Source organism: Streptomyces buecherae (genome assembly GCF_014295035.1).
Classification (GTDB): Bacteria; Actinomycetota; Actinomycetes; order Streptomycetales; family Streptomycetaceae; genus Streptomyces; species Streptomyces youssoufiensis.
In genome coordinates, this window is sequence record NZ_CP060404.1 from 5,317,959 (window position 1) to 5,342,092 (window position 24,134).

Sequence of the window (24,134 nt, forward strand, 5' to 3'; positions counted from 1 at the left end):
GGGGGGTGTTCGGTGCGGCCGCGGATGCCGAAGACCCAGCACCCCGCCGCTGCCTAGGCCCCGCTGACTTCCGCCCCTCCCGTCTCCTCCGTCTCTCCTGGGTCTGGCGCGCCGTCCGGTTGGTCCGGTGCGGCGGCCAGTTCCGCCTGCATGGTGGCGCGCAGGCGCAACGTGCCGACCAGCCGTTGGAACGCCTCCGACCAGTAGCCGATCGCCCCCGGCGCGCCGTCGCGGGGCTCCTCCGCTATCGCGGTCAGCACCTCGAGCCGATCGGCGAGCGCCGGGTCGAGGCACCGCTCGGCCAGGCCCATCACCCCGCTGAAGCTCCAGGGGTAACTGCCCGCGTCGCGGGCGATGTCGAGGGCGTCCACCACCGCGCGACCCAGCGGCTCGGCCCACGGCACCGTGCAGACGCCGAGCAGCCGGAACGCGTCGGACAAGCCGTGCGTCGCGATGAACTCCGCCACCCACGCGGCCCGCTCCGCCGCCGGCAACACCGCGAGCAACTTGGCCGGATCGCGCCAGGACGGGCCGGCGGCCGTCGGGGACAGGTGTCCGCCCAGCGCCGCTCGCGCCGCGGACGCGCCGCCTGCGGGCGCGCCTCCCGGATGCGCGCCGGCGCCTCCCTGTCCGCCGCCCGGGTGCCCGGCGCCCTGGGGCGCGGTGGCGGGCGGGTCGGTGAGCGGCGCCGACGGGTCGCCCTCCGGGGTGTTGAGCAGGGCGCGGGCCCAGTCGGCGTTCCGCTGTCGCACGGCGGCGCGGCCCCACGCCGCGTGCAACTCGGCCTGCCAGTCGTCGGCGACGGGGAGGGCGAGGATCTGCGCGGGCGTGCGCCCGCCGAACCGTTCGACCCAGGCGTCGAGCGGGGTCGCCTCCACCAACTGGCCCAGCCACCAGGCCCGTTCTCCGCGCCCCGACGGCGGCTTGGCGATGACGCCGTCGCGCTCCATCTCGCTGTCGCAGCTCGCGGGCGGCGCCACGGTCAGCACGGGGCGGCCGGCGTCCGCGCGCAGGGTGACGCAGGCGGTCGAGCGGGCGGCCATCCGCGCGGCGAGCGCGGAGTCGGGCAGGGCCGACAGCAGCTCGGCCGCGGTGGAGCGCACGTTGCGGCTGCGGTCGGACAGGGCCTGTTCCACGAAGGGCTCGTCGGCCTGCGAGAGGCCCTCGCGCAACGAGTCGAGGAACATCAGTCGGTCCTCGGCCCGCTCCGTGCTCCACGTGCGGGCGAGGAGGGCCAGCGCCGCGGCCGGGTCCCGGCGGCGCAGCGAGGCCAGCAGGGCCACCCGCTCGGCGAACAGCCCCTCATCCCAGACGCGCTGTGTCGCCGCCGCGTCCAGCGCGGCGCCGGGGGCGGCGGGGTCGGACGCGCCGGTCGGCGGCCCGCCGCGCAGGGCGAACTTCCAGTCCGGGTTGAGCCGCGCCAGCCACAGCGCGCGCGGGCCCGCCAGAGTGAGCGCGGCCGGGCGCAGGTCGGTGCGCGCGCGGGCCGCGTCGAGCAGGGCGGGGAGCAGGGCCGAGGGTGCTCGGTAGCCGTGCCGGTTGGCGGCGGACAGCCACTGCGGCAGCAGTTCCGCCAGGTCGGGTGCGGTGCGCGAGCCGCCGCCCCCGGAACCGGCGCGCTCGGTGAGCAGCATGGCGAGCCGTACGCGGGCCGCGGGCGGCAGGTCCGGCCGTGGGTCGGCGGGCGCGGGGGCGGGGCCGCGCCGCGCGGCGGCGGGACGCAGTCCCGCCCTGCGCTGCACGGTACTGATCGCGGCGGCCTCCAGGAGCGCCGCCGCGGGGTCCTGGCCCGGCCGCGCGGCCACCGGCGGCGTGCGCCGGTCGGTGCCGAGGAGCGCGGCGGCCAGCAGGTCGCCCCAGTCGGCCACGGGGCGTACGCCGCCGGGCGCCGGCGGGGCAGCCGAAGTGTCGGTCAACGTCACGGTGTGCCTCCAGGAGAGGTGGGGCGGCGGGTCGGCGGGTGGGGCAGGTGCTCGGCGGGACGAGGTGCTGGCCGCGCGTCCGTCCGGGGGCCCGGCCGTCCGTCGGTGGGCCGGGCGTCGGCGTGCGGCGTCGCCCTGGTGTGGCGCCGCCCGGGCGCGTCGGCCACGGTGGGCGTGCTGACGGGGTGGTGGGGTGGTGGCGGTGCGGCCTGGCCGCGTACGGGTGCGCGTGCGCGCGTGACGAGGCGCGCGCATAACGAGGCGCGCCCGTGCCGAGGGTGCGGCGCGGGCCGTGGCGTCACGGTCCGGTGCGGTGGGTGCCGGAGGTGAGCGCGACCGGCGCGCCGTTCCAGACGGTCAGTGGTACGAAGCCGCGGTGCCCGCACTCGCCGAAGACCGTGAGGGGGGCGCCGCCGGATATCGCGGTGAGCTGCCACAGGTTGCTCGTACAGCGCGGGTCGATGGGCAGGGCGAACGTCCCGCCCGCGTCGGCCAGTTGCCAGCCGTCGTCGCCGGTCCGGGTCGCCGACTCGGTGGCGGCGCCGGCACCGCCGCCCCGCTGTCCGCCGCGCGGAGCGCCCGCGTCGGCGAGCGCCTCCAGAGCCGCCGCGTCCGGCACCGGGACGACCCGGGAGAGGACCACGGGCCAGGCGTCGAGCCAGGGATCGTCCCGCAGCGCGGTGCCGTACGCGGCCAGGGCGGTGGAAACGTCCACGCCGGGCGGGGCCTGCGCGGGAGCGCCGGCCGCGCGCGTGGCGCCGGCGTGCGCCGCGGAGGCCGCGTCCGCGCCGGCTGACCGGGCCGGGGCGACGGCAGCCGCCGGTTCGGGCGTGGAGGCGACGGCGGGGGTGGGCGCGCCGCCGCCGTTCGTCGTCCCGTAACGCCGGCCGAGGGCGGCGCGCAGGGGGCGGGCGGCCGGGTAGTACGCGAGGTCCGCGTCGAGCACCAGGCCGACCGGGAGGGCCAGTTCGGGGGCGCGGCCGGCGGCGCCGAAGGAGAGCAGCAGGGCCATCCGGCCCGTGCGCTCGCCGCGCAGCCATACCCGCCGGGTGGTCAGCTTGCCGTCGTCGCTGTCCTGCCGGCCGAGCACCAACCAGTCGTCGCGGACCGGCTCCGCCGTGGCCAGCAGCTCCGCCGTGTCCGTGGTCAGCCCGACCCGCGTGCGGGCCGTGGCGGCCAGCGGGGCGGGGAGGTCGGCCACGCGCTGGAAACCCTCGCTGAGCAGGTGCAGGAGAGCGCACTCCTCCAGCAGGCGGGACGGCCAGCCGGCCCCCGACGTGGTGATCGCCCCCAGTTCCCGCACCCGCGCCGCAAGGCCCGGGGCCTGGGCGTCGACCATGCGGGCGGCCGTCTCGTCCCACTGCGCGTACCCGGACCGGTCGGCGCCGGCCAGGCCGTCCCGGATGAGGTCGGTCAGCCGCTGCTCCAGCTCCGTCGCGCCCGCGGCGATGCGCCGCTCACGCTGCTCGATCCGGTCCGCGCGGCGGCGCGCCGCCGCCCCGTCGTCACCGGCCCCGGCCGCCCCCTCGCCGGCGTCCGCCCCCTGCGCGCCGGCGTACGAGGCCGCCTCGCGCTCCGCGCGCTCGCGCCGGCCGGTCAGCCACTCCGCGGCCCACGGTGGCGCCTCGGCGTCGGGCATCGGCTCCTCCGTAGCCCAGAGCAACAGCAGGCCGAGCGCGTGCTTGCACGGGAACTTGCGGCTCGGGCAACTGCACCGGTACGCCGGGCCCGAGAGGTCGATCACGGTCTGGTACGGCTTGCTGCCGCTGCCTGAGCACAGCCCCCACAACGCCCCGTCGCGCACGCCGGTGCCCGACCACGGCGCGGGCGACGACAGCTTGCCGCCCGCCTTCTGTGACGCGGCGTCAGGAGCGAGCGCGAGCACCTGTTCCGCCGTCCATCGTTCCCCCTGCCAATTCATGTCCACGACGCTAGGCCACCCCACTGACAATCGCCCTGACCTGCTGTTTCCCCAGCCCGAGCGGGATTGTCAGAGGGGTGGTGCATGGTGGTTGACGTCCCCGGCCGAAGCAGCCGGACGGGCAGGTGAAGAGGGGGATTTGTGACCGTGTCTGGAACCACGAACACCGTGTCGGACACCGCGCGGGCCGCGTCGGAAGCCACCGCGACCGCCGATGCCGCACCGCTGAGCGAGGAGCGCCCGGAGGCGCTCCGACCGCACGCCGAGGACGCGTTCGCCGAGGAGCTGGCCGCCCTCGCCGCGGCCGACGACCGGCCGCGACCGACCAACTGGCGCCTCTCGCCCTGGGCCGTGGCCACGTACCTGCTGGGCGGCACGCTGCCGGACGGCACCGTGATCACCCCGAAGTACGTGGGACCGCGCCGCATCGTCGAGGTCGCCGTGACGACGCTGGCCACGGACCGGGCGCTGCTGCTGCTCGGCGTGCCGGGCACCGCCAAGACCTGGGTGTCGGAGCACCTGGCGGCGGCGGTGAGCGGCGACTCGACGCTGCTGGTGCAGGGCACGGCGGGCACCTCGGAGGAGGCCATCAGGTACGGCTGGAACTACGCCCAACTCCTGGCCCACGGGCCGAGCCGGGACGCCCTCGTGCCCAGCCCGGTGATGCGGGCCATGGCTGACGGCATGACCGCGCGCGTGGAGGAGCTGACCCGCATCCCGGCCGACGTGCAGGACACGCTGATCACCGTCCTGTCGGAGAAGACGCTGCCCATCCCGGAGTTGGGCGCCGAGGTGCAGGCGGCGCGCGGGTTCAACCTGATCGCCACGGCCAACGACCGGGACCGGGGCGTCAACGAGCTGTCCAGCGCGCTGCGCCGCCGGTTCAACACCGTGGTGCTGCCGCTGCCCGCCACGCCCGAGGCAGAGGTCGAGATCGTCGCGCGCCGCGTCGACCAGCTCGGCACGTCGCTGGACCTGCCGTCCACGCCCGAGGCCATAGCGGAGATCAGGCGCGTGGTCACGGTCTTCCGCGAGCTGCGCTCCGGGATGACCAGCGACGGCCGGACCAAGCTCAAGTCGCCGTCGGGCACGTTGTCCACGGCCGAGGCGATCTCGGTCGTCACCGGTGGTCTGGCACTGGCCGCGCACTTCGGTGACGGCGTGCTGCGCGCGGACGACGTGGCGGCGGGCATCCTGGGCGCCGTCGTCCGCGACCCGGCCGCCGACCGGGTGATCTGGCAGGAGTACGTGGAAACCGTCGTTCGCGAGCGCGATGGCTGGAAGGACTTCTACCGCGCCTGCCGTGAGGTGAGCGCGTGACGCACGCGCACGAGCGGGAAGCGCCCCAGGCCGACGCGGCGCGGGCGCTCCCCGAGGCGGCCGGTGCGCGTGGGGGCGCGCGCACCGGCTCGGGCGCCGGGGCCGATACGGGGGCCGGCGACCCAGCAGGAGGCACGCGGTGGAGCGCGCGTGCCGGCACGGATGCAGGTTCGAGTGCGCCGTCGGGCGCGGACGCGGCGCGAGCCGCGGTCGCCCCCGGGGCGCCGTTCACGGCCGCGGGGGTGGCGATGTTCCGGCAGGGATCGGTTACGTGCGAGGAGAACGCGGTGGACGCTTCGTGGGGGAGTGCGGCGGACGGTCCCGCCGAGGCGGGAGTCGTCGCCGTAGCGGACGACGCCGACGGCGGACCGTCCACGGGGGAGGCACGGGCCCTGGCGCGGGCGGCCAGGGCGATCGGCGAGCGGGCCGCGCGGCCGGCCGGGCCGACCGCCGCGACCGGCGACGGCGCGGGGCCGCTGCTCCTCGGCGTCCGGCACCACGGGCCGGGCTCGGCCCGCGCCGTGCTGGCCGCGCTGGAGCGGTGCGCGCCGAAGGCGGTGCTGATCGAGGGGCCGCCGGAGGGGGACGCGCTGCTGCCGCTGGCCGCCGATCCGCAGATGCGACCCCCGGTCGCGCTGCTCGCGCACGTCGCGAACGAGCCGGGCCGGGCGGCGTTCTGGCCGCTCGCGGAGTTCTCGCCGGAGTGGGTGGCGATCCGCTGGGCCCTGCGGCACGGCGTTCCGGTGCGCTTCATCGACCTGCCGGCGGCGCACACGCTGGCGCTCACCGGCGCGGCCGACGAGGCCGCCGCCGACGCGCCGGGGCGCGGGGGTCCCGACGCGGAGGTCGACGGCGACGCCCCGGACGGCGAGGGCGACGCGCCGCGGGCCGGGGGCGCGCCGGTGCGGGTCGACCCGCTGGCGGCGCTCGCGGCGGCGGCGGGGTACGACGACCCCGAGCGGTGGTGGGAGGACGTCGTCGAGCACCGGGGCGAGGCCGCGCCGGGCGACGTCACCGACCGGGACGAGACCGACCGGGTCGACACTGACCGGGACGACACCGACCGCCTCGTCGGGCCGGCGCGCGCGCTCGCCCAGGACGACGGGCGCGACGGGCACGCGACCGCCCGGGCCCGGGTACTGGCCCCGTTCGCGGCCATCGGCGAGGCCATGGCCGCCCTGCGCGCCGAGCACGAGCCCACCGAGTCGGACGGGTCCGCCGCCCGGGCCGAGCCCGCCGGCCGAGGCGAGCCCGACGACCGGGTCGGCCAGGGCGGCGCGGACGGCCGGGACCGGGACGCGGTGCGCGAGGCGCACATGCGGCTGCGGCTGCGCGAGGCGCGGCGCGAGTTCGGCGACGAGGTCGCGGTCGTCTGCGGCGCCTGGCACGTACCGGCGCTGACCACCAAGGCGACGGTGGCCGCCGACCGCGGGCTGCTGCGCGGCCTGCCGAAGGCCAAGGTGGAGCTGAGCTGGGTGCCGTGGACCCACCGCAGGCTGTCCCGGGCCAGCGGGTACGGCGCGGGCATCACCTCGCCGGGCTGGTACGGGCACCTGTTCGGCGCGCCCGACCGTCCCGTGGAGCGCTGGCTGACGAAGGTCGCGGGGCTGCTGCGGGAGGAGGACTACCCCGTGTCGACGGCGCACGTCATCGAGGCCGTACGGCTCGCGGACACCCTCGCCATCCTGCGGGGCCGCCCGTTGGCGGGGCTCACCGAGACCACCGACGCCATCCGGTCCGTGCTCTGTGAGGGATCGGACGTGCCGCTGTCCCTGGTCCGTGAGCGGCTGGTGGTCGGCGATGACATCGGCGAGGTCCCCGACGCGGCGCCCGCCACGCCGTTGCAGCGCGACCTGGCCCGGGCCCAGCGCGCCCTGCGCCTGAAGCCGACGGCGACCGACCGCGAGATGGAGCTGGACCTGCGGAAGGAGACCGACGCGGAGCGCAGCGCGCTGCTGCACCGGCTGGGGCTGCTCGGCATCGCGTGGGGCGTGCCGTCGCGCAACGCCCGCGCCAACGCCGGCACGTTCCGCGAGACATGGCGGCTGCGGTGGGAGCCCGAGTTGGCGGTGCGGGTCGCCGAGGCCGGCGTCTGGGGGACCACGGTGCGCTCGGCCGCGACCGCGCGGGCGGCGGCCCTGGCCGTCGACGCGGAGGGGCTGGCCGACGTCACCGAACTGGCCGAACGCTGCCTGCTCGCCGGGCTGCCCGACGCGCTCCCGGTCGTGATGCGGGTGCTCGCGGACCGGGCCGCGCTCGCCGCCGACGTGGGCCACCTCGCCCAGGCGCTGCCCGCGCTGGTGCGCTCCGTGCGCTACGGCGACGTGCGGGGCACGGACGCGGCGGCGCTCGGCGAGGTCGCCGTCGGCCTCGCCGAGCGGGTCTGCGTCGGCCTGCCGCCCGCCTGCGTGGGCCTGGACGCGGACGGCGCCGAGGAGATGCGCGGTCACCTGGACGCGGCCCACCGCGCCATCGGCCTGCTGGCCGAGACCCGCCGCCCGGCCACCGGAGCCGGGCCCGCGGCCCCGGCGGCTCCGAACACCCCACGACCCACCGACCCCGTCGCCGCCACCGACGACGACAACCACGCCGACGCCGCCCCCGGCCCGGCCGGCGACGAGAGCCCGCAGGCAACCGCCGGCCCCGCGGCTCCGGGTACCCCACGGTCCACCGACCGCGTCGCCGTCACCGACGACGACCACCACCCCGACGCCGCCCCCGGCTCGGCCGGGGACGACCGCCCACGAGCAGCCGCCGCCCCAGCCATCCCCGCCACCCCCAGCGAGCCGGGCCTGCGCACCCGCTGGACCGCCGTGCTGCGCGTGCTGGCGGAACGGGACGGCACGCCCGGCCTCATCCGAGGCCGTTCCGCCCGACTCCTGCTGGACGACGGGCAGTTGGCCGACGACGAGGCCGCCCGCCTGATGGGGCTCGCCCTGTCGCCCGGCACGCCGCCGGTCGCGGCAGCCGCCTGGATCGAGGGGTTCGTCGGCGGGGGAGCGGGCGGCGGCATGCTTCTCGTCCACGACGAACGGCTGCTCGCCTTGGTGGACGACTGGTTGTGCGGCGTGGCACCCGAGGCGTTCACCGACGTCCTGCCGCTGCTGCGGCGCACCTTCTCCGCGTACGAGGAGGGGGTGCGCCGCACGCTCGGCGAACTCGTGCGGCGCGGGCCCGGCGGTGGCGCCCGCGCCGGTGCCACCGCCGCCGGCCCGGCCGCGGGCTTCGGCCCGGAGACCGACCTCGAGCGGGCGCGCGCCGTGCTGCCGACGCTGTGGGCCCTCCTCGGACTCGACGGCCCGGCCCCGGCGGGGCCACCGCCCACACCGGTGGCGGAGGCAGCGGCCGAGCCGCGGGCCACGTCCGGGGGCCAGGCCATGCCGGGCGAACAGGCCGCGCCCGGGGCCGGGGAGTCGGCCGGGGCCCCGGCGGCGGGTCGGCCCGCCGCCGGGCCGGCCGGGGCCGCCGCGACCACGGCGACCGCCGACGGCGGGACCGCCCGAACCAAGGCGCCCGAGCAGGACGACGCCGCCGCACCGGCGCCACGCGTACCGGACGCGGAACGGCTGCGCCGGTGGCGCCTGGTGCTCGGCGGCGGGGACGGCGCCGACGGCACGGGCCACGCGCTCGACGGACGGGACGCCGCGATGGACCGGACGTTGGAGGCGCTGTACGGGGGAAGTGGCGTGGGTGGGGTGGCCGGGCGCGGCAAGGGCGGGTCGGCGGCGGGCCAGCGCTCCGCGGGGCTCGGCGACTCGGCGCCGCGCGTGGCCCGTTGGCTCGGCGACATCCGTACGTACTTCCCCACCTCTGTCGTGCAGGTCATGCAGCGTGACGCGATCGACCGGCTCGGCCTTTCCACGCTGCTCCTGGAGCCGGAGATGCTGGCGGCGGTGGAGGCCGACGTGCACCTGGTGGGCACGCTGCTCTCGCTCAACGAGGCGATGCCGGAGACGACCAAGGAAACCGCGCGGGCCGTGGTGCGCAAGGTGGTGGAGGACCTCGAGAAGCGGCTCTCCAGCCGCACGCGCGCCACGCTCAACGGCGCGCTCGACCGCTCCGCGCGCGTGAGCCGCCCCCGCCACCAGGACATCGACTGGAACCGCACCATCCGCGCCAACCTCAAGAACTACCTGCCCGAGTACCGCACGGTGATCCCCGAGCGGCTGATCGGGTACGGGCGGGCCGCGCGCGGGGTGAAGAAGGACGTCATCCTCTGCGTCGACCAGTCGGGGTCGATGGCGGCCTCCGTCGTCTACGCCTCGGTGTTCGGCGCCGTGCTGGCGTCGATGCGCTCGCTCGCCACCCGCCTGGTCGTCTTCGACACGGCGGTCGTGGACCTCACGGACGAACTCGACGACCCGGTGGACGTGCTCTTCGGCACGCAACTGGGCGGCGGCACGGACATCAACCGCGCGCTGGCCTACTGCCAGTCCCAGATCACCCGGCCAGCCGACACCGTCGTCGTGTTGATCAGCGACCTGTACGAGGGCGGCATACGCGACGAGATGCTCGGGCGGGTGGCCGCGATGAAGGCGTCGGGCGTGCAGTTCGTGACGCTGCTGGCGCTGTCCGACGAGGGCGCGCCGTCGTATGACCGGGAGCACGCGGGGGCGCTCGCGGCGCTGGGCGCGCCGGCCTTCGCCTGCACGCCCGATCTGTTTCCCGACGTGATGGCGGCGGCTATCGAGCGACGTCAACTCCCCCTACCAGATGGGGAGTCACATCGGTAAGCCGACGACCGAGGGCTTGCGCGGCCCCCTGTGCAGCGTGCAAGGATCGCCCCGCACCGAGACGTTCACTGCCTCGCCCGCCGCATGGTCCGCATCCCGTAGTCCGCTGTTCTCTTCTCCGCTCTCTCCGCTCCCTCCGCACGCCCCTCCCGCGCCCCTCGCTCGCCTCGGCTCCCGTCAGCTCTCCTCGTGCCGCTCGTCCGCCTCGGGGAGGCGGGGCCCGGGGCGCGGCAGCCGATGTCGGTGGGTGGTGGACCCGGGCATCGCGGCGGGCGGGTTCGTACTCGGTGGTGGCACTCCCACGGCGGAGCGCGGCGGTCGCGCCGGCCGGGCGGCTCCGGCCCCGCCGGGCGCACCGCCCCCAAGCCGCCGGAGAGCCGGGCTCCGCCAGGCCCGGCTCTCCGGCACCCCGCCGCCCGCCGCGGGGAGCCCCGGCAGGCGCCGGACCAGACGCCCGCCGCGAGCCAGGCCCGCGCCCGCCCCGCCCTCGCCGCGCCGCCCGGGTTCCGCGCGGCACCGTCCGCCACCCGCGTCCGACCCCGAGCCCGCGCGCACGCCCCCCGGTGCACGAGCCTCCGCCACGGCAGCCCGCCGCCGGCAGACGCCCCCCGCCACCGACCGAAGGCGGCGCCACGGAGGAGGCGCGAGCGAGAGGGGACTACGGAACGGCGTCGCTGGGCGTTCCGGGCGGCGCGAGTCGTCGGGGACGGAGACCCGGAGATGGAGACGCGGGGAGGGAAGGGTTTCGACGGCATGAACGGCTCGCGCCTGGCATCGGAAGGTCATCGGGCGACACGAGGCCCACATCGGCCGAGCGGGTGATCCCTGTGGTGGCCAGCCACCCTTGCGTAGCGATCTGTGACTGTTATCACCGCCCAAGTGTGATCTGTGATTTAGGGAGCCCCGGCATGCGGGGATAACCTGCCAGGCGGACATGCCGCGTACCCGGCTGACGCGTACAACCTCGAAGCCACCCTGTAGCGACCTTGGTGACCGCGTCGTCACGCTGCCCTTCGCGGCACGCCCGCGCAGACAAGAACCGCGATCACTCAGACCGCCGGTGTAGTTGAGAAGCAAAGGGACGGACGCGCGTGGACCTGTTCGAGTACCAGGCGAGGGACCTCTTCGCCAAGCACGGTGTACCGGTGCTGGCCGGTGAAGTCATCGACACGCCTGAGGCGGCGCGCGAGGTGACCGAGCGTCTCGGCGGCCGGGCGGTCGTCAAGGCGCAGGTGAAGGTGGGTGGCCGCGGCAAGGCCGGTGGCGTGAAGCTCGCCGCCGACCCGGCCGACGCGGTCGAGAAGGCCAACCAGATCCTGGGCATGGACATCAAGGGCCACACGGTCCACAAGGTCATGCTGGCCGAGACCGCGGACATCGCGGAGGAGTACTACGTCTCCTTCCTTCTCGACCGCACCAACCGCACCTTCCTCGCCATGGCCTCCGTCGAGGGCGGCGTGGAGATCGAGGTCGTCGCGGAGCAGAACCCCGAGGCGCTCGCCAAGATCGCGGTGGACGCCATCGAGGGCGTGACCGACGAGAAGGCCCGCGAGATCGTCGCCGCGGCGAAGTTCCCGGCCGAGATCGCCGACCAGGTGGTCGAGGTCCTGAAGACGCTGTGGAAGGTCTTCATCGAGGAGGACGCGCTCCTCGTCGAGGTGAACCCGCTGGTCAAGACCGGTGACGGCAAGGTCATCGCGCTGGACGGCAAGGTGTCGCTCGACGCCAACGCCGAGTTCCGCCAGCCCGACCACGCCGCCCTGGAGGACAAGGCCGCGGCCAACCCGCTGGAGGCGGCGGCCAAGGCCAAGGGCCTGAACTACGTCAAGCTCGACGGCCAGGTCGGCATCATCGGCAACGGCGCGGGCCTCGTCATGAGCACGCTGGACGTCGTCGCGTACGCGGGGGAGAACCACGGCAACGTGAAGCCCGCCAACTTCCTCGACATCGGCGGTGGCGCGTCCGCCGAGGTCATGGCCAACGGCCTGGAGATCATCCTCGGCGACCCGGACGTGAAGTCCGTCTTCGTCAACGTCTTCGGCGGCATCACCGCCTGTGACGCGGTCGCCAACGGCATCGTGCAGGCGCTGGAGCTCCTCAAGACCAAGGGCGAGGACGTCACGAAGCCGCTGGTCGTGCGCCTCGACGGCAACAACGCGGAGCTGGGTCGCAAGATCCTGACCGACGCGAACCACCCGCTGGTGCAGCAGGTGGACACGATGGACGGTGCCGCGGAGCGGGCCGCCGAGCTGGCTGCGAAGTAAGGGACGAGGTCACCAGTAACCATGGCTATCTTTCTCACCAAGGAAAGCAAGGTCATCGTCCAGGGGATGACCGGCTCCGAGGGCCAGAAGCACACCAAGCGGATGCTTGCCTCGGGCACGAACATCGTCGGCGGCGTGAACCCGCGCAAGGCCGGCACCACCGTTGACTTCGACGGCACCGAGGTGCCGGTGTTCGGCGGCGTGAAGGAGGCCATCGAGGCCACCGGCGCCGACGTGACGGTCATCTTCGTCCCGGAGAAGTTCACCAAGGACGCGGTCATCGAGGCGATCGACGCCGAGATCCCGCTGGCCGTCGTGATCACCGAGGGCATCGCCGTCCACGACACCGCCAACTTCTGGGCGTACGCGGGCAGCAAGGGCAACAAGACGCGCATCATCGGCCCGAACTGCCCCGGCCTGATCACCCCCGGTCAGTCGAACGCCGGCATCATCCCGGCCGACATCACCAAGCCGGGCCGCATCGGCCTCGTGTCCAAGTCCGGCACCCTGACGTACCAGATGATGTACGAGCTGCGCGACATCGGCTTCTCGTCCTGCGTCGGCATCGGCGGTGACCCGATCATCGGCACCACGCACATCGACGCGCTCGCCGCGTTCGAGGCCGACCCCGACACCGACCTGATCGTCATGATCGGCGAGATCGGTGGCGACGCCGAGGAGCGGGCCGCGGACTTCATCAAGGCCAACGTCACCAAGCCGGTCGTCGGCTACGTGGCGGGCTTCACCGCGCCCGAGGGCAAGACCATGGGCCACGCCGGCGCCATCGTCTCCGGCTCCTCCGGCACGGCGCAGGCCAAGCAGGAGGCCCTGGAGGCCGCGGGCGTGAAGGTCGGCAAGACGCCGTCCGAGACGGCCCGCCTGGCCCGCGAGGTCCTCGCCGGCTGACACGGTCGCTCCGCACGTGGTCCCGCCCGGCCGGCCGACCAGGCCGCCCGGGACGGACCACGTGGGCTGACTGAACCGCGCGACGGGCGCGGGTCCACTCCCCCATGGGGGCGTGGGCCCGCGCCCGTTGTCGTGGGCGGCGCCCACGTGGCCCCTGCCCGCCTACCGGTCGCGGTGTCTGACCGTCAGGGGTGACTGGTGGGTCCGGTGGGTCCGGTGGGCCCGGTGGTGGCGGTCCCTTTCGTGGCGGTCACGTCCGTGGGGGACGTGGCGTCGGGGGACGGCGAGGTCGAGGGGGACGGGGGCGCGGAGGAAGCGGGCCCCGGGGATGTCGCGGCGGGGCGGGTCGGGCCGGTGGCGGGTGCGTCGGACTCCGCGCTGGTCACCAGGGTCAGCGCCGTGGCGGCGGCGATCAGCGCGGTGAGCCCCACGGACGCGCGGACCATGAGGGTCGTCGTGCGCTCGCTGCCGCTCCGGACGGCCTCCGCCGCGCGCACGCGTACCGGCTGCGCCACGGCCAGCGCGCCCAGGCGCTGGTGCAGGGCCGCGCCCAGGCGGTCCCGGGGGACCCGGCGCAACTCCGGCAGCCGCTCGACCAGCGCCTGCCGGGCATGCATGAGCCGACCGGCGGTCGCGGGGGTGCTGGCCTCGGTCTCGGCCGCCGTTTCGGGCAGGTCGAGCCCCACACCGTCGTAGAGGAGCAGGGTGCGGCGGTACGAGCGCGGCAGGCTCAGCAGCGCGTCGAGCAGCGCCGGGTCGCTGGGCGGCACGGTGCCGGGGCCCGCCTCGATGGCGGCCCGCCGCACCGCTCGCCGCAACGCGGTCAGCCCCCGGCCACGGGCCCAGCGGCGGCGCCGAATGGTGCGAACGGGCGGCTCGCCGGCGTGGGCGCCCGCGTCGGCCCTCGGCTCGGCCGCGTGGGGGCGGGCCTCGGTGGCCTCGGTGGTGGTGTGAGCGCTGGCCTGGCTGGCGGCGTGGGCCGGTGCGTCCTTGGCGGCGGGCGCGGCGGCGACCGGCCTGCGCCGGGGCAGGCGCGGGCGGAGCCGGCGTGGGGCGAGCAACCGCCCGCGCTTCTCGGGCTCCCCCTCCGCCGGTGTGGGGGTTGCTGAGCTGGTGGTGGGGGAGTCGGCGGGGGCGCGTGGTGGCTTCTTGCGCTCCGGGCGGAACTGATGCCACGGGGAGAGCGCGAACTCGTACACCGCTGCCCGCACCCAGCCGGCCGGATCGCGATCGACGGCGACTTTCGGCCACTGCTGCCAGGCGAGCCGGAACGCGTACTCCACGGCCTCCTCGGCGAGCTGGGACCGTCCGGTGAGCAGGTACGCCTGCCGGATGAGCGCCGGCGCGTGCCGGACGTACAGGGCGTCGAACGCGGCGGCGGGGCTGGTCGGGACGTCGCGCCCAGGGGCCTCGCCGGCGGCCGACTCCGGCTCGCCGGGAGCGGGCCCGCCGGGCTCGGCCTCCGCGGCAGCCGGCAGGGCGGCGGTGGCCGGCGCAGCCGTCGGCCGCGCGTCGCTGTCCGTCGGGCGTGGCGGTGCGTCGGCCGCCGTGTGGCGCGGCGCGGAGTCGGAGGTTCCGCGGCTCCGTGCGCCGTGGCCGTTCGCGGCCTTCGTGCGAGGCTTCGCACCACCACGGCCCGCGGGCTTCTCGGACCTCCCCGGCCGCGACCCGCGCGCTCGGCCCGGCTCCTGTCGGGGGCCTCGTTCCTGCCGGGGGCTCGGCTCCGTCCTGGAGTCCGGCTCCTGCCTGGGGCCAGGCCGGTCCCCGGGGCCTGGCTCGTTTCTGAGGTCCGGCTTGCTACCAGGGGCGGCCGGCTGGGGCGTCGGGTCGACGGCGTTGGGCTGAACCCCTCGTTCCGGGTGCTTCCAGCTGACCGGTCCGCCCGGCCGCTCCCACCCGCGCGAGCGACCCGGCGGGGCGCCGCGGTTCCGCTGGCCCCGTGGCGGTCGCCGCGACGGCTTCGGTTGCCCCAACCGGTCCCGTCGAACTGGCCGATCCGAGTGGTTCTGGGAAGCCCTACGGGCCGACGGCTGCGGCGTACGCCCCGATTGGTCCGCCCCGGCCGAGCTTCGGCAGTGGCCGGATATCTTCGCTCGTACGCCGCCCGGGGCGGCGTTCCCGCCCGCCGTGGCGCCGCCCTCGCCCGTGGGGGTCGGTTGCGTGTCCGCAGGGGGCGAACCCGGTTCGGCCGCCGTGCCCCCGCTCGGCGCGGGGCCGCTCATGCGGGCTGACGAACCGTTCGCAGGTGCCCCCGCTCCCCGCCGCCGGCCGCTACCCCCACCCGGCGACGGCGGTGACGGCGATGGTGACGGCGACGGCGAATGCGCGCGGGGAGAGGCCGCGTTCGACGTGGCGTCAGGCGGCGCGGCGTCAGGCGGCGCGGCCTTGCGGCGTCTCATGCGGGAGGCTCGGCCGCGGGGGCGGCCGTGGTGGGCGAGTCGGTACGGGCAAAGTGGATCAAAGCTCGCATAAGAACATGTTGAGCGACACGGCGACCATGTGCCTGCTACGGGGACAAAACGGGTGTTATTGGGAGCATGGCCGAGTGACCCACATGACCGATCTCAGCCTTTCGTCGTCCTCGCGGGGCCGCGTTGCCGCCCGGCGCTCGCCTGCCGCCGGGCAGGCGTTGCTGAGCGGCGCGGTGGCCGCCGGGCTTGGGCTCGGCGCGCTCGCCGTCGTCGTCCTGCTGCTGTGGATCACCTCGCCGTTCCCCGACGGCAGCCCCGATGGCACCCTGCGGGTCGCCGCGGGCCTGTGGCTGCTGGCCCACGGCGCCGAACTCGTCCGCACGCACACGGTGACCGGCGGCCAGACCACGATGGGCCTCACCCCGCTGCTGCTCACCGCGCTGCCGTGCTGGCTCCTCTACCGTGCCGGGCGACACGCCGTCGAGGAGGCCGAGGCGGTGGCCGAGGCCGCCGGCGCGCGGTCGGGGCGCCGGCCCGGGCGGTGGGAGAGCGTGCCCCTCACGGGACCCGCCGAGCGCGCGGCCTCGTCGGACGCCGACGCCGGTGCCGACGGCCACCGCGAGGCAGCCCCGCCCGCCTCGGCCCACCGCCTGCCCGTCGCTGCTCGGTTCGGACCGCGCGGACCACCCCGGGCGGGCGGCGCGCTCCGTGATCGGCCTGGTGGTCGGCGGGTACCTGCTGGTCGGCGTCGCGGCGCTGGTGTACGCCGACTCCGGCGCGCTGCCCGTCGAACCCGGCGGCGCCCTGTTGCGGATGGCGGCCCTGGCCCTGGTGGCGGTGACCGCCGGCGCCTGGCTGGCCAGCGGGCGCCCCGCCTGGCCGCTGCCCGCCCCCGCCCGCCTCGCGCTCGACCTGGTCCCGTCGGCCGTACGCCGCAACCTGCCGCCACCCGTGGTGGTGGCAGCGCTGCGCGCCGGCGGCTGGGCCGCGCTCGTGCTGGTCGCCGGGGGCGCGGTGCTGACGACCGTGTCGCTGGTGACCAACGCCGGCGCCGTGGAGGGCGCCTTTCCGTACCTGGCGCGCGACTGGTCGGGACGGTTCGCGGTCCTCGCGCTCTGCCTGGCGCTGTTTCCCAACGCGATGGTGTGGGGCGCCTCCTACGGCCTCGGAACCGGTTTCACGGTGGGCGCCGGCAGCCTCGTGGGGCCGGTGGAGACGACGGCGTACCCCGTGTTGCCGCACTTCCCGCTGTTCGCCGCGCTGCCCGAGACCGGGCGGGGCGATCTCGTGCTGTGGGGGCTCGTCGGGGTGGTGCCGGCGGTCGCCGGGCTCGCGCTGGGGCGCGCGGTCGCCGTGGCCGCGAGCCCGGAGCGCGGGCGGGCCGGGCGGGCCCGGGGGTGGGGCTGGGCACGCACCGCCCGCGCGGCCGCGCTGGCCGGCCTGGTCTGTGGCGCCGCGACGGCCCTGCTCGCCTGGGCCGCGGGCGGCCCGCTCGGCACGGGCACGCTGGCGGAGTTCGGCCCCGACCCGTGGTGGGCCGGGCTGGCCGCGCTGGTCTGGACGGTGGCGTTCGGCCTGCCGAGCGCGCTGCTCGTGCGCTGGTGGCGCCGGCTTACGTGGCGCCGGCACACGTGGCGCCGGCGAGCGTGGCGCCTGCGACCGGCGTGGTACGACCGGTGGCGCAGCGCGCGGGCGTACGCGGCGCAGTGGAGGGCGTACGAGGCCGCGGTGGAACGGGCGTACGAGGTCAGCGGCGTCGCGGGCGCCGACCCCGCGCAGGACGCGTGGCACGCGACGGGCGCCCGGCGGGCGCGCTGGGCGGCGCTGCGGGAGTCGTCGGGTGGGCTGATGGCCGACTTCGAGCCCGCCATCCCACCGAGCGACGACACCACCGAGCCCGCGCTGTCGGATGAGCCCGCGCCACCGGACTCGCCCGCCTCCCGGCCTTCACCTGCCGCGCCGACCTCGTACGCGCCGCCTACCTCACCCGCCCCGGCGGCCTCCTCCGTCCCACCACCCCCGTACGCCCCGCAGCCGCACCCCGTTGTCGAGCGGCACGCCCCGTCGCTCGCGGCCACCGCCGACACCGCCCCGGCCACGGGCGACGGTGACCCGGACGAGCCGGATCGGGCGGGCACCGGCGGGGCAGACGCCGAGCCGCGCGCCTGCGCCCGCGACCCGCGCCGGTCGCCCGACCCCGGCCCGAGCCGGCCCGATCCGGAGAGGCAGCCGGGCCCGGACGCCCGGGGTCCGGTCGAGGGCCCGTGACCACGGCGCGGAGCGACGGGCGCGGGCTGGCCGCCGCACGGCTCGGCACATGACCGTGGGGGCCGGCCGTCGATCGGCCGGCCCCCACGGGTCGCTCGGGTCGGGCCGTTACGGGCGGCCCGCTGGTCCGCTCAGTCGTCCCAGCCGTCCTCAGTCGTCCAGGATCGGCCGGAGCGGCTCCGGCAGGTGCCGGTCGCACGTCTGGCGCGAGGACTTGGTCAGCGCGTCGTCCGTGCACGTGTAGTAGTCGCTGTACACGAGCTGGAAGGTGTACGTCGCGATGACGATGGCCAGCGCGATACCGCCGGTCACCACGCCGCTGATGGCCGCCGTCGACTGCTGCCGCGAACCGTTGCCGTTCTTCGGGGCGGGCAGCGGCGCCGAAGTGGCGTCGGGCGCGGGCGGCGGGGCGTCCACGGCCGCCGCCACGGGCTCCGGCCGGCGCTGCTTGGCCCGCAGCGCGCTGATCCCCCAGTACAGCGCGAGCGCGCCGAGCAGCAGGGCGATCTCCGGGAGACTGAACAGGGCGAAGAAGAACGCCCACATGCCGGACAGCAGCGAGTAGCGGGCACGTCGCTGGGCCGGGTCGGTGGGGTCCCAGCGGGAGCCGCCCTTGCCCTTCTGGCCGTTCTGGTTGCCCTGGTTGCCCTGGTCACCCTGGCCGCGCTGGGCGCCGGGCCGGCCGCCGCTCGGGCTCGCGCCGAAGCCGCCACCGCTGCTGCGGCCCGGCTGCCGGCTGCTCCACTGGCTGCCCCACGCCGGCGGCTGCTCCTCCTCGTCCTGCCCCTGCCCCTGCCCCTGCCCCTGGCCCTGCTGAGAGTCCTGGCCCTGCTGGGAGCCCTGGCTCTGGCCGGACTGCTGGCCGTGTCCCGGGCCGTGGCCGTGGGGCGGCGCGCCGCCCTGGTCCCCGGGGCGCGGGCCCCAACCCGGGGTCGCGGCCGGGCCGGCGGGTGGCTGCTGGCCGCCGCCCTGCTGCCCCTGGCCGGTGGGCTGGTCGCTGGCCGCCGGTCCCCAGCGGGCCCAGCGGTCGCGCTTGCCGCGCTGTCCCGCGCCGGCGCTCGCCCCGCCCGGCGCGGGCGGGCCGCTGGGCGCGGCGGGCCAGGCCGGCGGCTGCTGGCCCGGCTGCGCGGGCGGCTGCGCCGGGGCGTGTGGCTCACCGGCCGCGCTCTGCCCGTTGGCGGGCGCGCCCGGCGTGGTGGGCGCGGCGTTCGGGGCCGCGGGCGCGTGGGCCGCGCCGGAGCCGCCGCCACGCTCCCCCTCGGCGCCGGGGCGCGCTTCGCCGGTGCCCGGCTCTCGCGCACCCTGTGAGTCCTGGGTTCCCTGCGGGCCGTGCGCGTCCTGCGACCCCTGGGCGCCCTGCGCGCCCTGCGCGTCACGCGAGCCCTGTGCGTCCTGAGGCTCTCGCGGCTCCCGTGAGCCCTGTGGGTCGGGCGTGCCCTGCGGGCCCGACGGGTCGCCCTGTGGGCCCGGCGCGGGCGGGGTGGTGGGGTCGCTGGGGCCGTCGCCGGGGGAAGCGGGCGACGAGGGCCGCCCGTCGCGCAGCAGCGGCAGCACGCGTGGCGTGTCGGCGTACCTCACCGCGACCCCCCGGCTCGGGGGGAAGACGGTGGGAAGTGGAGCGCCGCGCGGCGGTTTGGGTCCGGCATGTGGAGTGTGTCTTCCCCTTGTGTCGTCGTCCCGCGGGCCGGGCCTGGTGGCCCGGCTGGCGCCGTCCGGCCTGGGCGCAGACGGGACTGTGGTTCCCACGTCATCAGCGAATCCTCCGGGTCGGTCCGCTCGACCCCGCCCCCTGGCGACCTCTCTTCCTGACGGGTCCCCCGGTGGGTTCCCGGTGGTTTCCCGGGCCTCCGGGGCGGTTTCTCCGGCTTTCCCAGCGGATTCGCAGTCCAGACGCTACCTCCCGTGCGCGCCCCCGTCCCGTGGGGGCCGTTGCGTGTGCCGGTATCGTTGCCGACGGTCGGCCGCTTCGTAGAGTTCCCTGGAATTCTGCGTTCCGCGATCTCGTACGACCGTACAAAGCCCGGCCGCGGCGGAATGTCCAGGTCAACCGCCGTGCCGGCATCAGGCAACCGCATATCGCTCCACCGCGTCCGGCGCGCCCGCTCCGGCCGCCCCGTCCGTTCAGCCCCGCCCCTCGCCCGTCCGTCACCCGCCGACACCGCTCGATCCGACCGCCCGACCCGGGCCGGGGGAGCGCGCCGCCCGCCGTGGCGTCGGCCCGCACCACCCGTACGACCAGCGCACCACCCCGCACGTCCCGCACCACCCGCACCACCCGCGTGAGGAACCCCGCATGCGCGTGCGGCGCCCGTGCGCGCACCACGAGAAAGAGACCGCCGTGGCCTCCCCGCCCCCCTCCGCGCCCCCCTCCGCATCGGCGGGTGCCGAGCGCGCGCCCGCCCCCGCCGACCCGCCCCGGGCGGGCGACACCGCGGCCCCCGGCGAGCGCCCCGCCGCCATGGCCGTCGCCCCGCGCGGGCCCGGCGAGCCCCCCGCCCGACTGGTCGTGCTGGTCTCGGGATCGGGGACCAACCTGCAGGCCCTGCTCGACGCCATCGCCGCCGACCCGGACGGGTACGGGGCCACCGTGGTCGCCGTCGGCGCCGACCGCACCGGCATCGCCGGCCTGGAGCGGGCCGAGCGGGCCGGGATCGAGACGTTCGTGTGCCGGGTCGGGGCGTATGGGACGCGCGCCGAGTGGGACCGGGCGCTGACCGAGGCGACCGCCGCGTACGAGCCCGACCTCGTCGTCTCGGCGGGGTTCATGAAGATCGTGGGCCCGGAGTTCCTGGCCCGCTTCGGGGGGCGGATCGTCAACACGCACCCCGCGCTGCTGCCGAGCTTCCCGGGCGCCCACGGCGTGCGGGACGCGCTCGCGTACGGCGCGAAGGTCACCGGCTGCACCGTCCACTTCGTCGACGACGGGGTCGACACCGGTCCGATCATCGCCCAGGGCGTGGTCGAGGTCCGGGACGAGGACGAGGAAGACGGGGGGACCGCTCTGCACGAGCGGATCAAGGAAGTCGAGCGCAGGCTGCTCGTCGATGTCGTGGGGCGTCTGGCCCGACACGGCTACCGCATTGAGGGACGAAAGGTAAGAATCCCGTGACCGTCGAAGGTACGAAGCGGCCCATTCGCCGCGCGCTGGTCAGCGTCTACGACAAGAGTGGGCTTGAGGAGCTGGCGCTCGGCCTGCACGCCGCGGGCGTCCAGCTCGTCTCGACCGGCTCGACGGCCGGGAAGATCGCCGCGGCCGGGGTGCCGGTGACCAGGGTCGAGGAACTGACCGGGTTCCCGGAGTGCCTGGACGGCCGGGTCAAGACGCTGCACCCGCGCGTGCACGCGGGCATCCTCGCCGACCAGCGCTTGGCCGACCACCGCGAGCAGCTCGCCGAGCTGGGCGTGGAGCCGTTCGAGCTGGTGATCGTGAACCTGTACCCGTTCGAGGAGACCGTCGCCTCCGGCGCGGACCCGGACGCGTGCGTGGAGCAGATCGACATCGGCGGGCCGTCCATGGTCCGCGCCGCCGCCAAGAACCACCCGTCGGTGGCCGTGGTCGTCAACCCCGACCGCTACCCGCAGGTGCTCACCGCCGTGGCCGACGGTGGTTTCGACCTCGACCACCGCAAGCGGCTGGCCGCCGAGGCGTTCCACCACACCGCCGCGTACGACACGGCCGTCGCCTCCTGGTTCGCCGCCGACTACGTCGGAGGCGGCGAGGAGTTCCCCGGCTTCCACGGCGCCACCTACGAGCGCAAGAACGTGCTGCGCTACGGCGAGAACCCGCACCAGGGCGCCGCCCTCTACACCGCCGGCCGCGGCGGTCTGGCCGAGGCCGAGCAGTTGCACGGCAAGGACATGTCGTACAACAACTACGTGGACACCGACGCGGCCCGCCGCGCCGCCTACGACCACGGCGCCGACCAGGCGTGCGTGGCCATCATCAAGCACGCCAACCCGTGCGGCATCGCGGTCGGCGCGGACGTCGCCGAGGCGCACCGCAAGGCGCACGCCTGCGACCCGCTGTCCGCCTTCGGCGGCGTCATCGCGGTCAACCAGCCGGTCTCGCGCGCCATGGCCGAGCAGGTCGCCGACATCTTCACCGAGGTCATCGTGGCCCCGGACTACGAGGAGGGCGCCGTCGAGGCGCTCGCCAAGAAGAAGAACATCCGGGTGCTGCGCTGCCCGCAGGCCCCCGCCGCGCGGGTGGAGTTCCGCCCGATCGACGGCGGCGGCCTGGCCCAGGCCAAGGACGCCTTCCAGGCCGAGGGCGACGACTCGGCGAACTGGACGCTGGCCACCGGCGAGGCGCTGGACGCGGCCGGGCTCGCCGAGTTGGCGTTCGCCTGGCGCGCCTGCCGCGCGGTCAAGTCCAACGCGATCCTGCTGGCCAAGGACGGCGCCACGGTCGGCGTCGGCATGGGCCAGGTCAACCGGGTGGACTCGGCGCGGCTCGCGGTGCAGCGCGCGGGCGAGGAGCGGGCGCGGGGCGCGTACGCCGCCTCCGACGCGTTCTTCCCCTTCCCCGACGGCCTCGAGGTGCTGACCGAGGCCGGCGTCAGGGCCGTGGTGCAGCCCGGCGGTTCGGTCCGCGACGAGCAGGTCGTCGAGGCCGCGAAGGCGGCCGGTGTGACCATGTACTTCACGGGCACGCGCCACTTCTTCCACTGAGCCCACCCTGAGCCCACCGGCCCCGCCGACCTCGGCGGGGCCGGTGGCCCAGCCGTTCCCCCAGCCCGTACGGGGCCGCACCCCGGGGCCAGGTCAGCGCCGACCGGCCCGGGGGCGCGCCGATCTCCGCTTATCCAGGAGGATGGGTCCATGACCGCCCAGATTCTCGATGGCAAGGCCACCGCCGCCGCGATCAAGTCCGCTCTCAAGACCCGCGTGGAGGCGCTGAAGGCCAAGGGCGTGCAGCCCGGTCTCGGCACCCTGTTGGTGGGCGACGACCCGGGCAGCACGTGGTACGTGGCGGGCAAGCACCGCGACTGCGCGCAGGTGGGCATCGCCTCCATCCGGCGCGAACTGCCGGACACCGCGACGCAGGAGGAGATCGAGGCGGTCGTCCGCGAGCTGAACGAGGACCCCGAGTGCACGGGGTACATCGTGCAGTTGCCGCTCCCCAAGGGCATCGACACCAACCGGGTGCTGGAGCTGATGGACCCGGCCAAGGACGCCGACGGGCTGCACCCGATGAGCCTGGGCCGCCTCGTCCTCGGCGAGCCGGGGCCGCTGCCGTGCACCCCGTACGGCATCATCCAGCTCCTGCGCCACCACGACGTGGCCATCGACGGGGCGCACGTCGTCGTCGTGGGCCGCGGCATCACCGTCGGCCGCTCGATCGGCCTGCTGCTGACCCGCAAGTCGGAGAACGCGACCGTCACCCTGTGCCACACCGGCACCCGCGACCTGCCCGCGGCCCTACGCCAGGCCGACATCATCGTGGCCGCCGCGGGCGTGGGACACCTGATCAAGCCGGAGTACGTCAAGCCGGGCGCCGCGGTGCTCGACGTGGGCGTCAGCCGGGACGGCGAAGGCAAGATCGTCGGCGATGTGGACCCCGGCGTCGCCGAGGTCGCCGGCTGGCTCTCGCCCAACCCCGGCGGCGTCGGCCCGATGACCCGGGCGCAACTCCTCGTCAACGTCGTCGAGGCCGCCGAGCGCGCGGCGCGGGCGCAGGGCTGACCCCGGCCCCGGGTGCCGCCGGCACCCGCGCGGCCAGCGGTCACGAGAAACCAGAGCAAGGGGGCGACCAGCCATGAGCCAGCCATGAGTGCGCACGCCAGCGGCGAGGGCGGCCTGGCCGCCGCGGCGGCCGGAGCCGCGGCACAGCACGGGCCGCGACCGGGAACGCGGGCCCAGCGCCACTCCGGACCCGGCCGCGGCTCGCGCAGATTCCCGCGCATCACCCGGGACACGGCGCGCCCGGAGGGCGGCGGCCGGGCGGCGAGCGGACAGGCGCCCGCGCCGGCGCGCCAGTGGCCGCTGCTCACGGTGATGAGCGGCGTCGCCGCCGGGCTGCTGGTCGTCGCCCTCGACGCGCACCGCGCCGGCACCCTGGTGATCGGCTTCTCGCTGCTCCTCGGGGCGCTGCTGCGCTGGCTGTTGCCCTCCGTGGGGATGCTGGCGGTCCGTTCGCGCTTCACCGACATGGTGACGTACGGGCTGCTCGGGTCCCTGATCGTGGTGCTGTCGATGATGACGCAGCCGGACCCGTGGCTGGAGATCCCGTTCCTGGAGGACCTGATGGAGTTCACGGTCCGCTGAGCCGGGTTCCGCGCGCCGGCCGGCCGGTCGGCTTCGCGGCGGGGCGGGTACGACATGACGGCGGCTCGTCCTCCACCCCCGTGGGAGGACGAGCCGCCGCTCGCTGCGTCCGGGCCCACGTC

Annotated in this window: 12 protein-coding genes and 2 pseudogenes; 10 read left to right on the forward strand and 4 right to left on the reverse strand. The window is 76.2% G+C overall.

What is annotated here, in order from left to right; translation table 11 throughout:
- Window positions 1-53 precede the first annotated feature (53 nt).
- Both H7H31_RS20965 and H7H31_RS20970 read right to left on the reverse strand, forming a co-directional pair.
- Window positions 54-1,916 (reverse strand): DUF5691 domain-containing protein, encoded by a 1,863-nt coding sequence (locus H7H31_RS20965; RefSeq protein WP_254391053.1) that lies wholly within the window; start codon window positions 1,914-1,916, stop codon window positions 54-56.
- A gap of 304 nt (window positions 1,917-2,220) precedes the next feature.
- A complete protein-coding gene (locus H7H31_RS20970; RefSeq protein WP_187061690.1) occupies window positions 2,221-3,843 on the reverse strand; it encodes an SWIM zinc finger family protein in 1,623 nt (540 codons plus the stop codon).
- A 225-nt stretch (window positions 3,844-4,068) separates the two neighbouring features.
- On the opposite strand from H7H31_RS20970, the gene H7H31_RS20975 reads away from it, so the two are divergent.
- The 4 genes from H7H31_RS20975 to sucD all read left to right on the forward strand — a co-directional run bounded on the left by H7H31_RS20975 (window position 4,069) and on the right by sucD (window position 13,066).
- Window positions 4,069-5,163 carry an ATP-binding protein gene (locus H7H31_RS20975; protein WP_222625075.1) on the forward strand — a complete coding sequence of 365 codons (1,095 nt, stop codon included), beginning with the start codon at window positions 4,069-4,071 and terminating at the stop codon, window positions 5,161-5,163.
- 248 nt (window positions 5,164-5,411) lie between these two features.
- Window positions 5,412-9,896, forward strand: a complete 4,485-nt coding sequence (locus tag H7H31_RS34160; RefSeq protein WP_222625074.1) for a DUF5682 family protein — start codon at window positions 5,412-5,414, stop codon at window positions 9,894-9,896.
- A gap of 1,091 nt (window positions 9,897-10,987) precedes the next feature.
- Entirely contained in the window at window positions 10,988-12,160 is a 1,173-nt protein-coding gene (gene sucC / locus H7H31_RS20995; protein WP_176162121.1) for an ADP-forming succinate--CoA ligase subunit beta, read from the forward strand.
- A gap of 21 nt (window positions 12,161-12,181) precedes the next feature.
- A complete protein-coding gene (gene sucD, locus H7H31_RS21000) occupies window positions 12,182-13,066 on the forward strand; it encodes a succinate--CoA ligase subunit alpha (RefSeq protein WP_176162120.1) in 885 nt (294 codons plus the stop codon).
- A gap of 1,121 nt (window positions 13,067-14,187) precedes the next feature.
- Here sucD and H7H31_RS35160 read toward each other — a convergent pair.
- Window positions 14,188-14,361, reverse strand: a pseudogene (locus H7H31_RS35160) (helix-turn-helix domain-containing protein); the annotation flags it as partial.
- Window positions 14,362-15,620: 1,259 nt separating this feature from the next.
- Between H7H31_RS35160 and H7H31_RS34170 the strand changes: the two are divergent.
- Window positions 15,621-15,956: pseudogene (locus H7H31_RS34170) on the forward strand (cell division protein PerM); the annotation flags it as partial.
- A gap of 124 nt (window positions 15,957-16,080) precedes the next feature.
- On the forward strand, window positions 16,081-17,745 hold the full coding sequence (locus H7H31_RS21010) for a cell division protein PerM (protein WP_187118000.1): 1,665 nt from the start codon (window positions 16,081-16,083) through the stop codon (window positions 17,743-17,745).
- A 150-nt stretch (window positions 17,746-17,895) separates the two neighbouring features.
- Here the strand turns inward: H7H31_RS21010 and H7H31_RS34835 are convergent, their stop codons facing one another.
- Window positions 17,896-19,323, reverse strand: a complete 1,428-nt coding sequence (locus H7H31_RS34835; RefSeq protein WP_308284211.1) for a collagen-like domain-containing protein — start codon at window positions 19,321-19,323, stop codon at window positions 17,896-17,898.
- 880 nt (window positions 19,324-20,203) lie between these two features.
- Here H7H31_RS34835 and purN point away from each other — a divergent pair.
- From purN to H7H31_RS21035, 4 genes are all read left to right on the forward strand, one after another.
- Window positions 20,204-20,854, forward strand: a complete 651-nt coding sequence (gene purN / locus H7H31_RS21020; RefSeq protein ID WP_187118263.1) for a phosphoribosylglycinamide formyltransferase — start codon at window positions 20,204-20,206, stop codon at window positions 20,852-20,854.
- A complete protein-coding gene (gene purH, locus H7H31_RS21025) occupies window positions 20,851-22,416 on the forward strand; it encodes a bifunctional phosphoribosylaminoimidazolecarboxamide formyltransferase/IMP cyclohydrolase (protein WP_187060858.1) in 1,566 nt (521 codons plus the stop codon). The genes purN and purH overlap by 4 nt, the downstream gene beginning before the upstream one ends.
- A gap of 150 nt (window positions 22,417-22,566) precedes the next feature.
- Window positions 22,567-23,430: a bifunctional methylenetetrahydrofolate dehydrogenase/methenyltetrahydrofolate cyclohydrolase gene (locus tag H7H31_RS21030; protein WP_187060859.1), complete on the forward strand. Its 864-nt coding sequence runs from the start codon at window positions 22,567-22,569 to the stop codon at window positions 23,428-23,430.
- Window positions 23,431-23,514: 84 nt separating this feature from the next.
- On the forward strand, window positions 23,515-24,012 hold the full coding sequence (locus tag H7H31_RS21035) for a DUF3017 domain-containing protein (protein WP_187060860.1): 498 nt from the start codon (window positions 23,515-23,517) through the stop codon (window positions 24,010-24,012).
- Window positions 24,013-24,134 lie beyond the last annotated feature (122 nt).

Excerpts from the sequence above, each read along its gene's own strand:
- H7H31_RS20970 (WP_187061690.1), bottom strand. The coding sequence starts at position 3,843 with ATGAATTGGCAGGGGGAACGATGGACGGCGGAACAGGTGCTCGCGCTC.
- H7H31_RS21035 (WP_187060860.1), top strand. The coding sequence starts at position 23,515 with ATGAGTGCGCACGCCAGCGGCGAGGGCGGCCTGGCCGCCGCGGCGGCC.
- purN (WP_187118263.1), top strand. The coding sequence starts at position 20,204 with ATGGCCGTCGCCCCGCGCGGGCCCGGCGAGCCCCCCGCCCGACTGGTC.
- sucD (WP_176162120.1), top strand. The coding sequence starts at position 12,182 with ATGGCTATCTTTCTCACCAAGGAAAGCAAGGTCATCGTCCAGGGGATG.
- H7H31_RS21030 (WP_187060859.1), top strand. The coding sequence starts at position 22,567 with ATGACCGCCCAGATTCTCGATGGCAAGGCCACCGCCGCCGCGATCAAG.
- H7H31_RS34160 (WP_222625074.1), top strand. The coding sequence starts at position 5,412 with ATGTTCCGGCAGGGATCGGTTACGTGCGAGGAGAACGCGGTGGACGCT.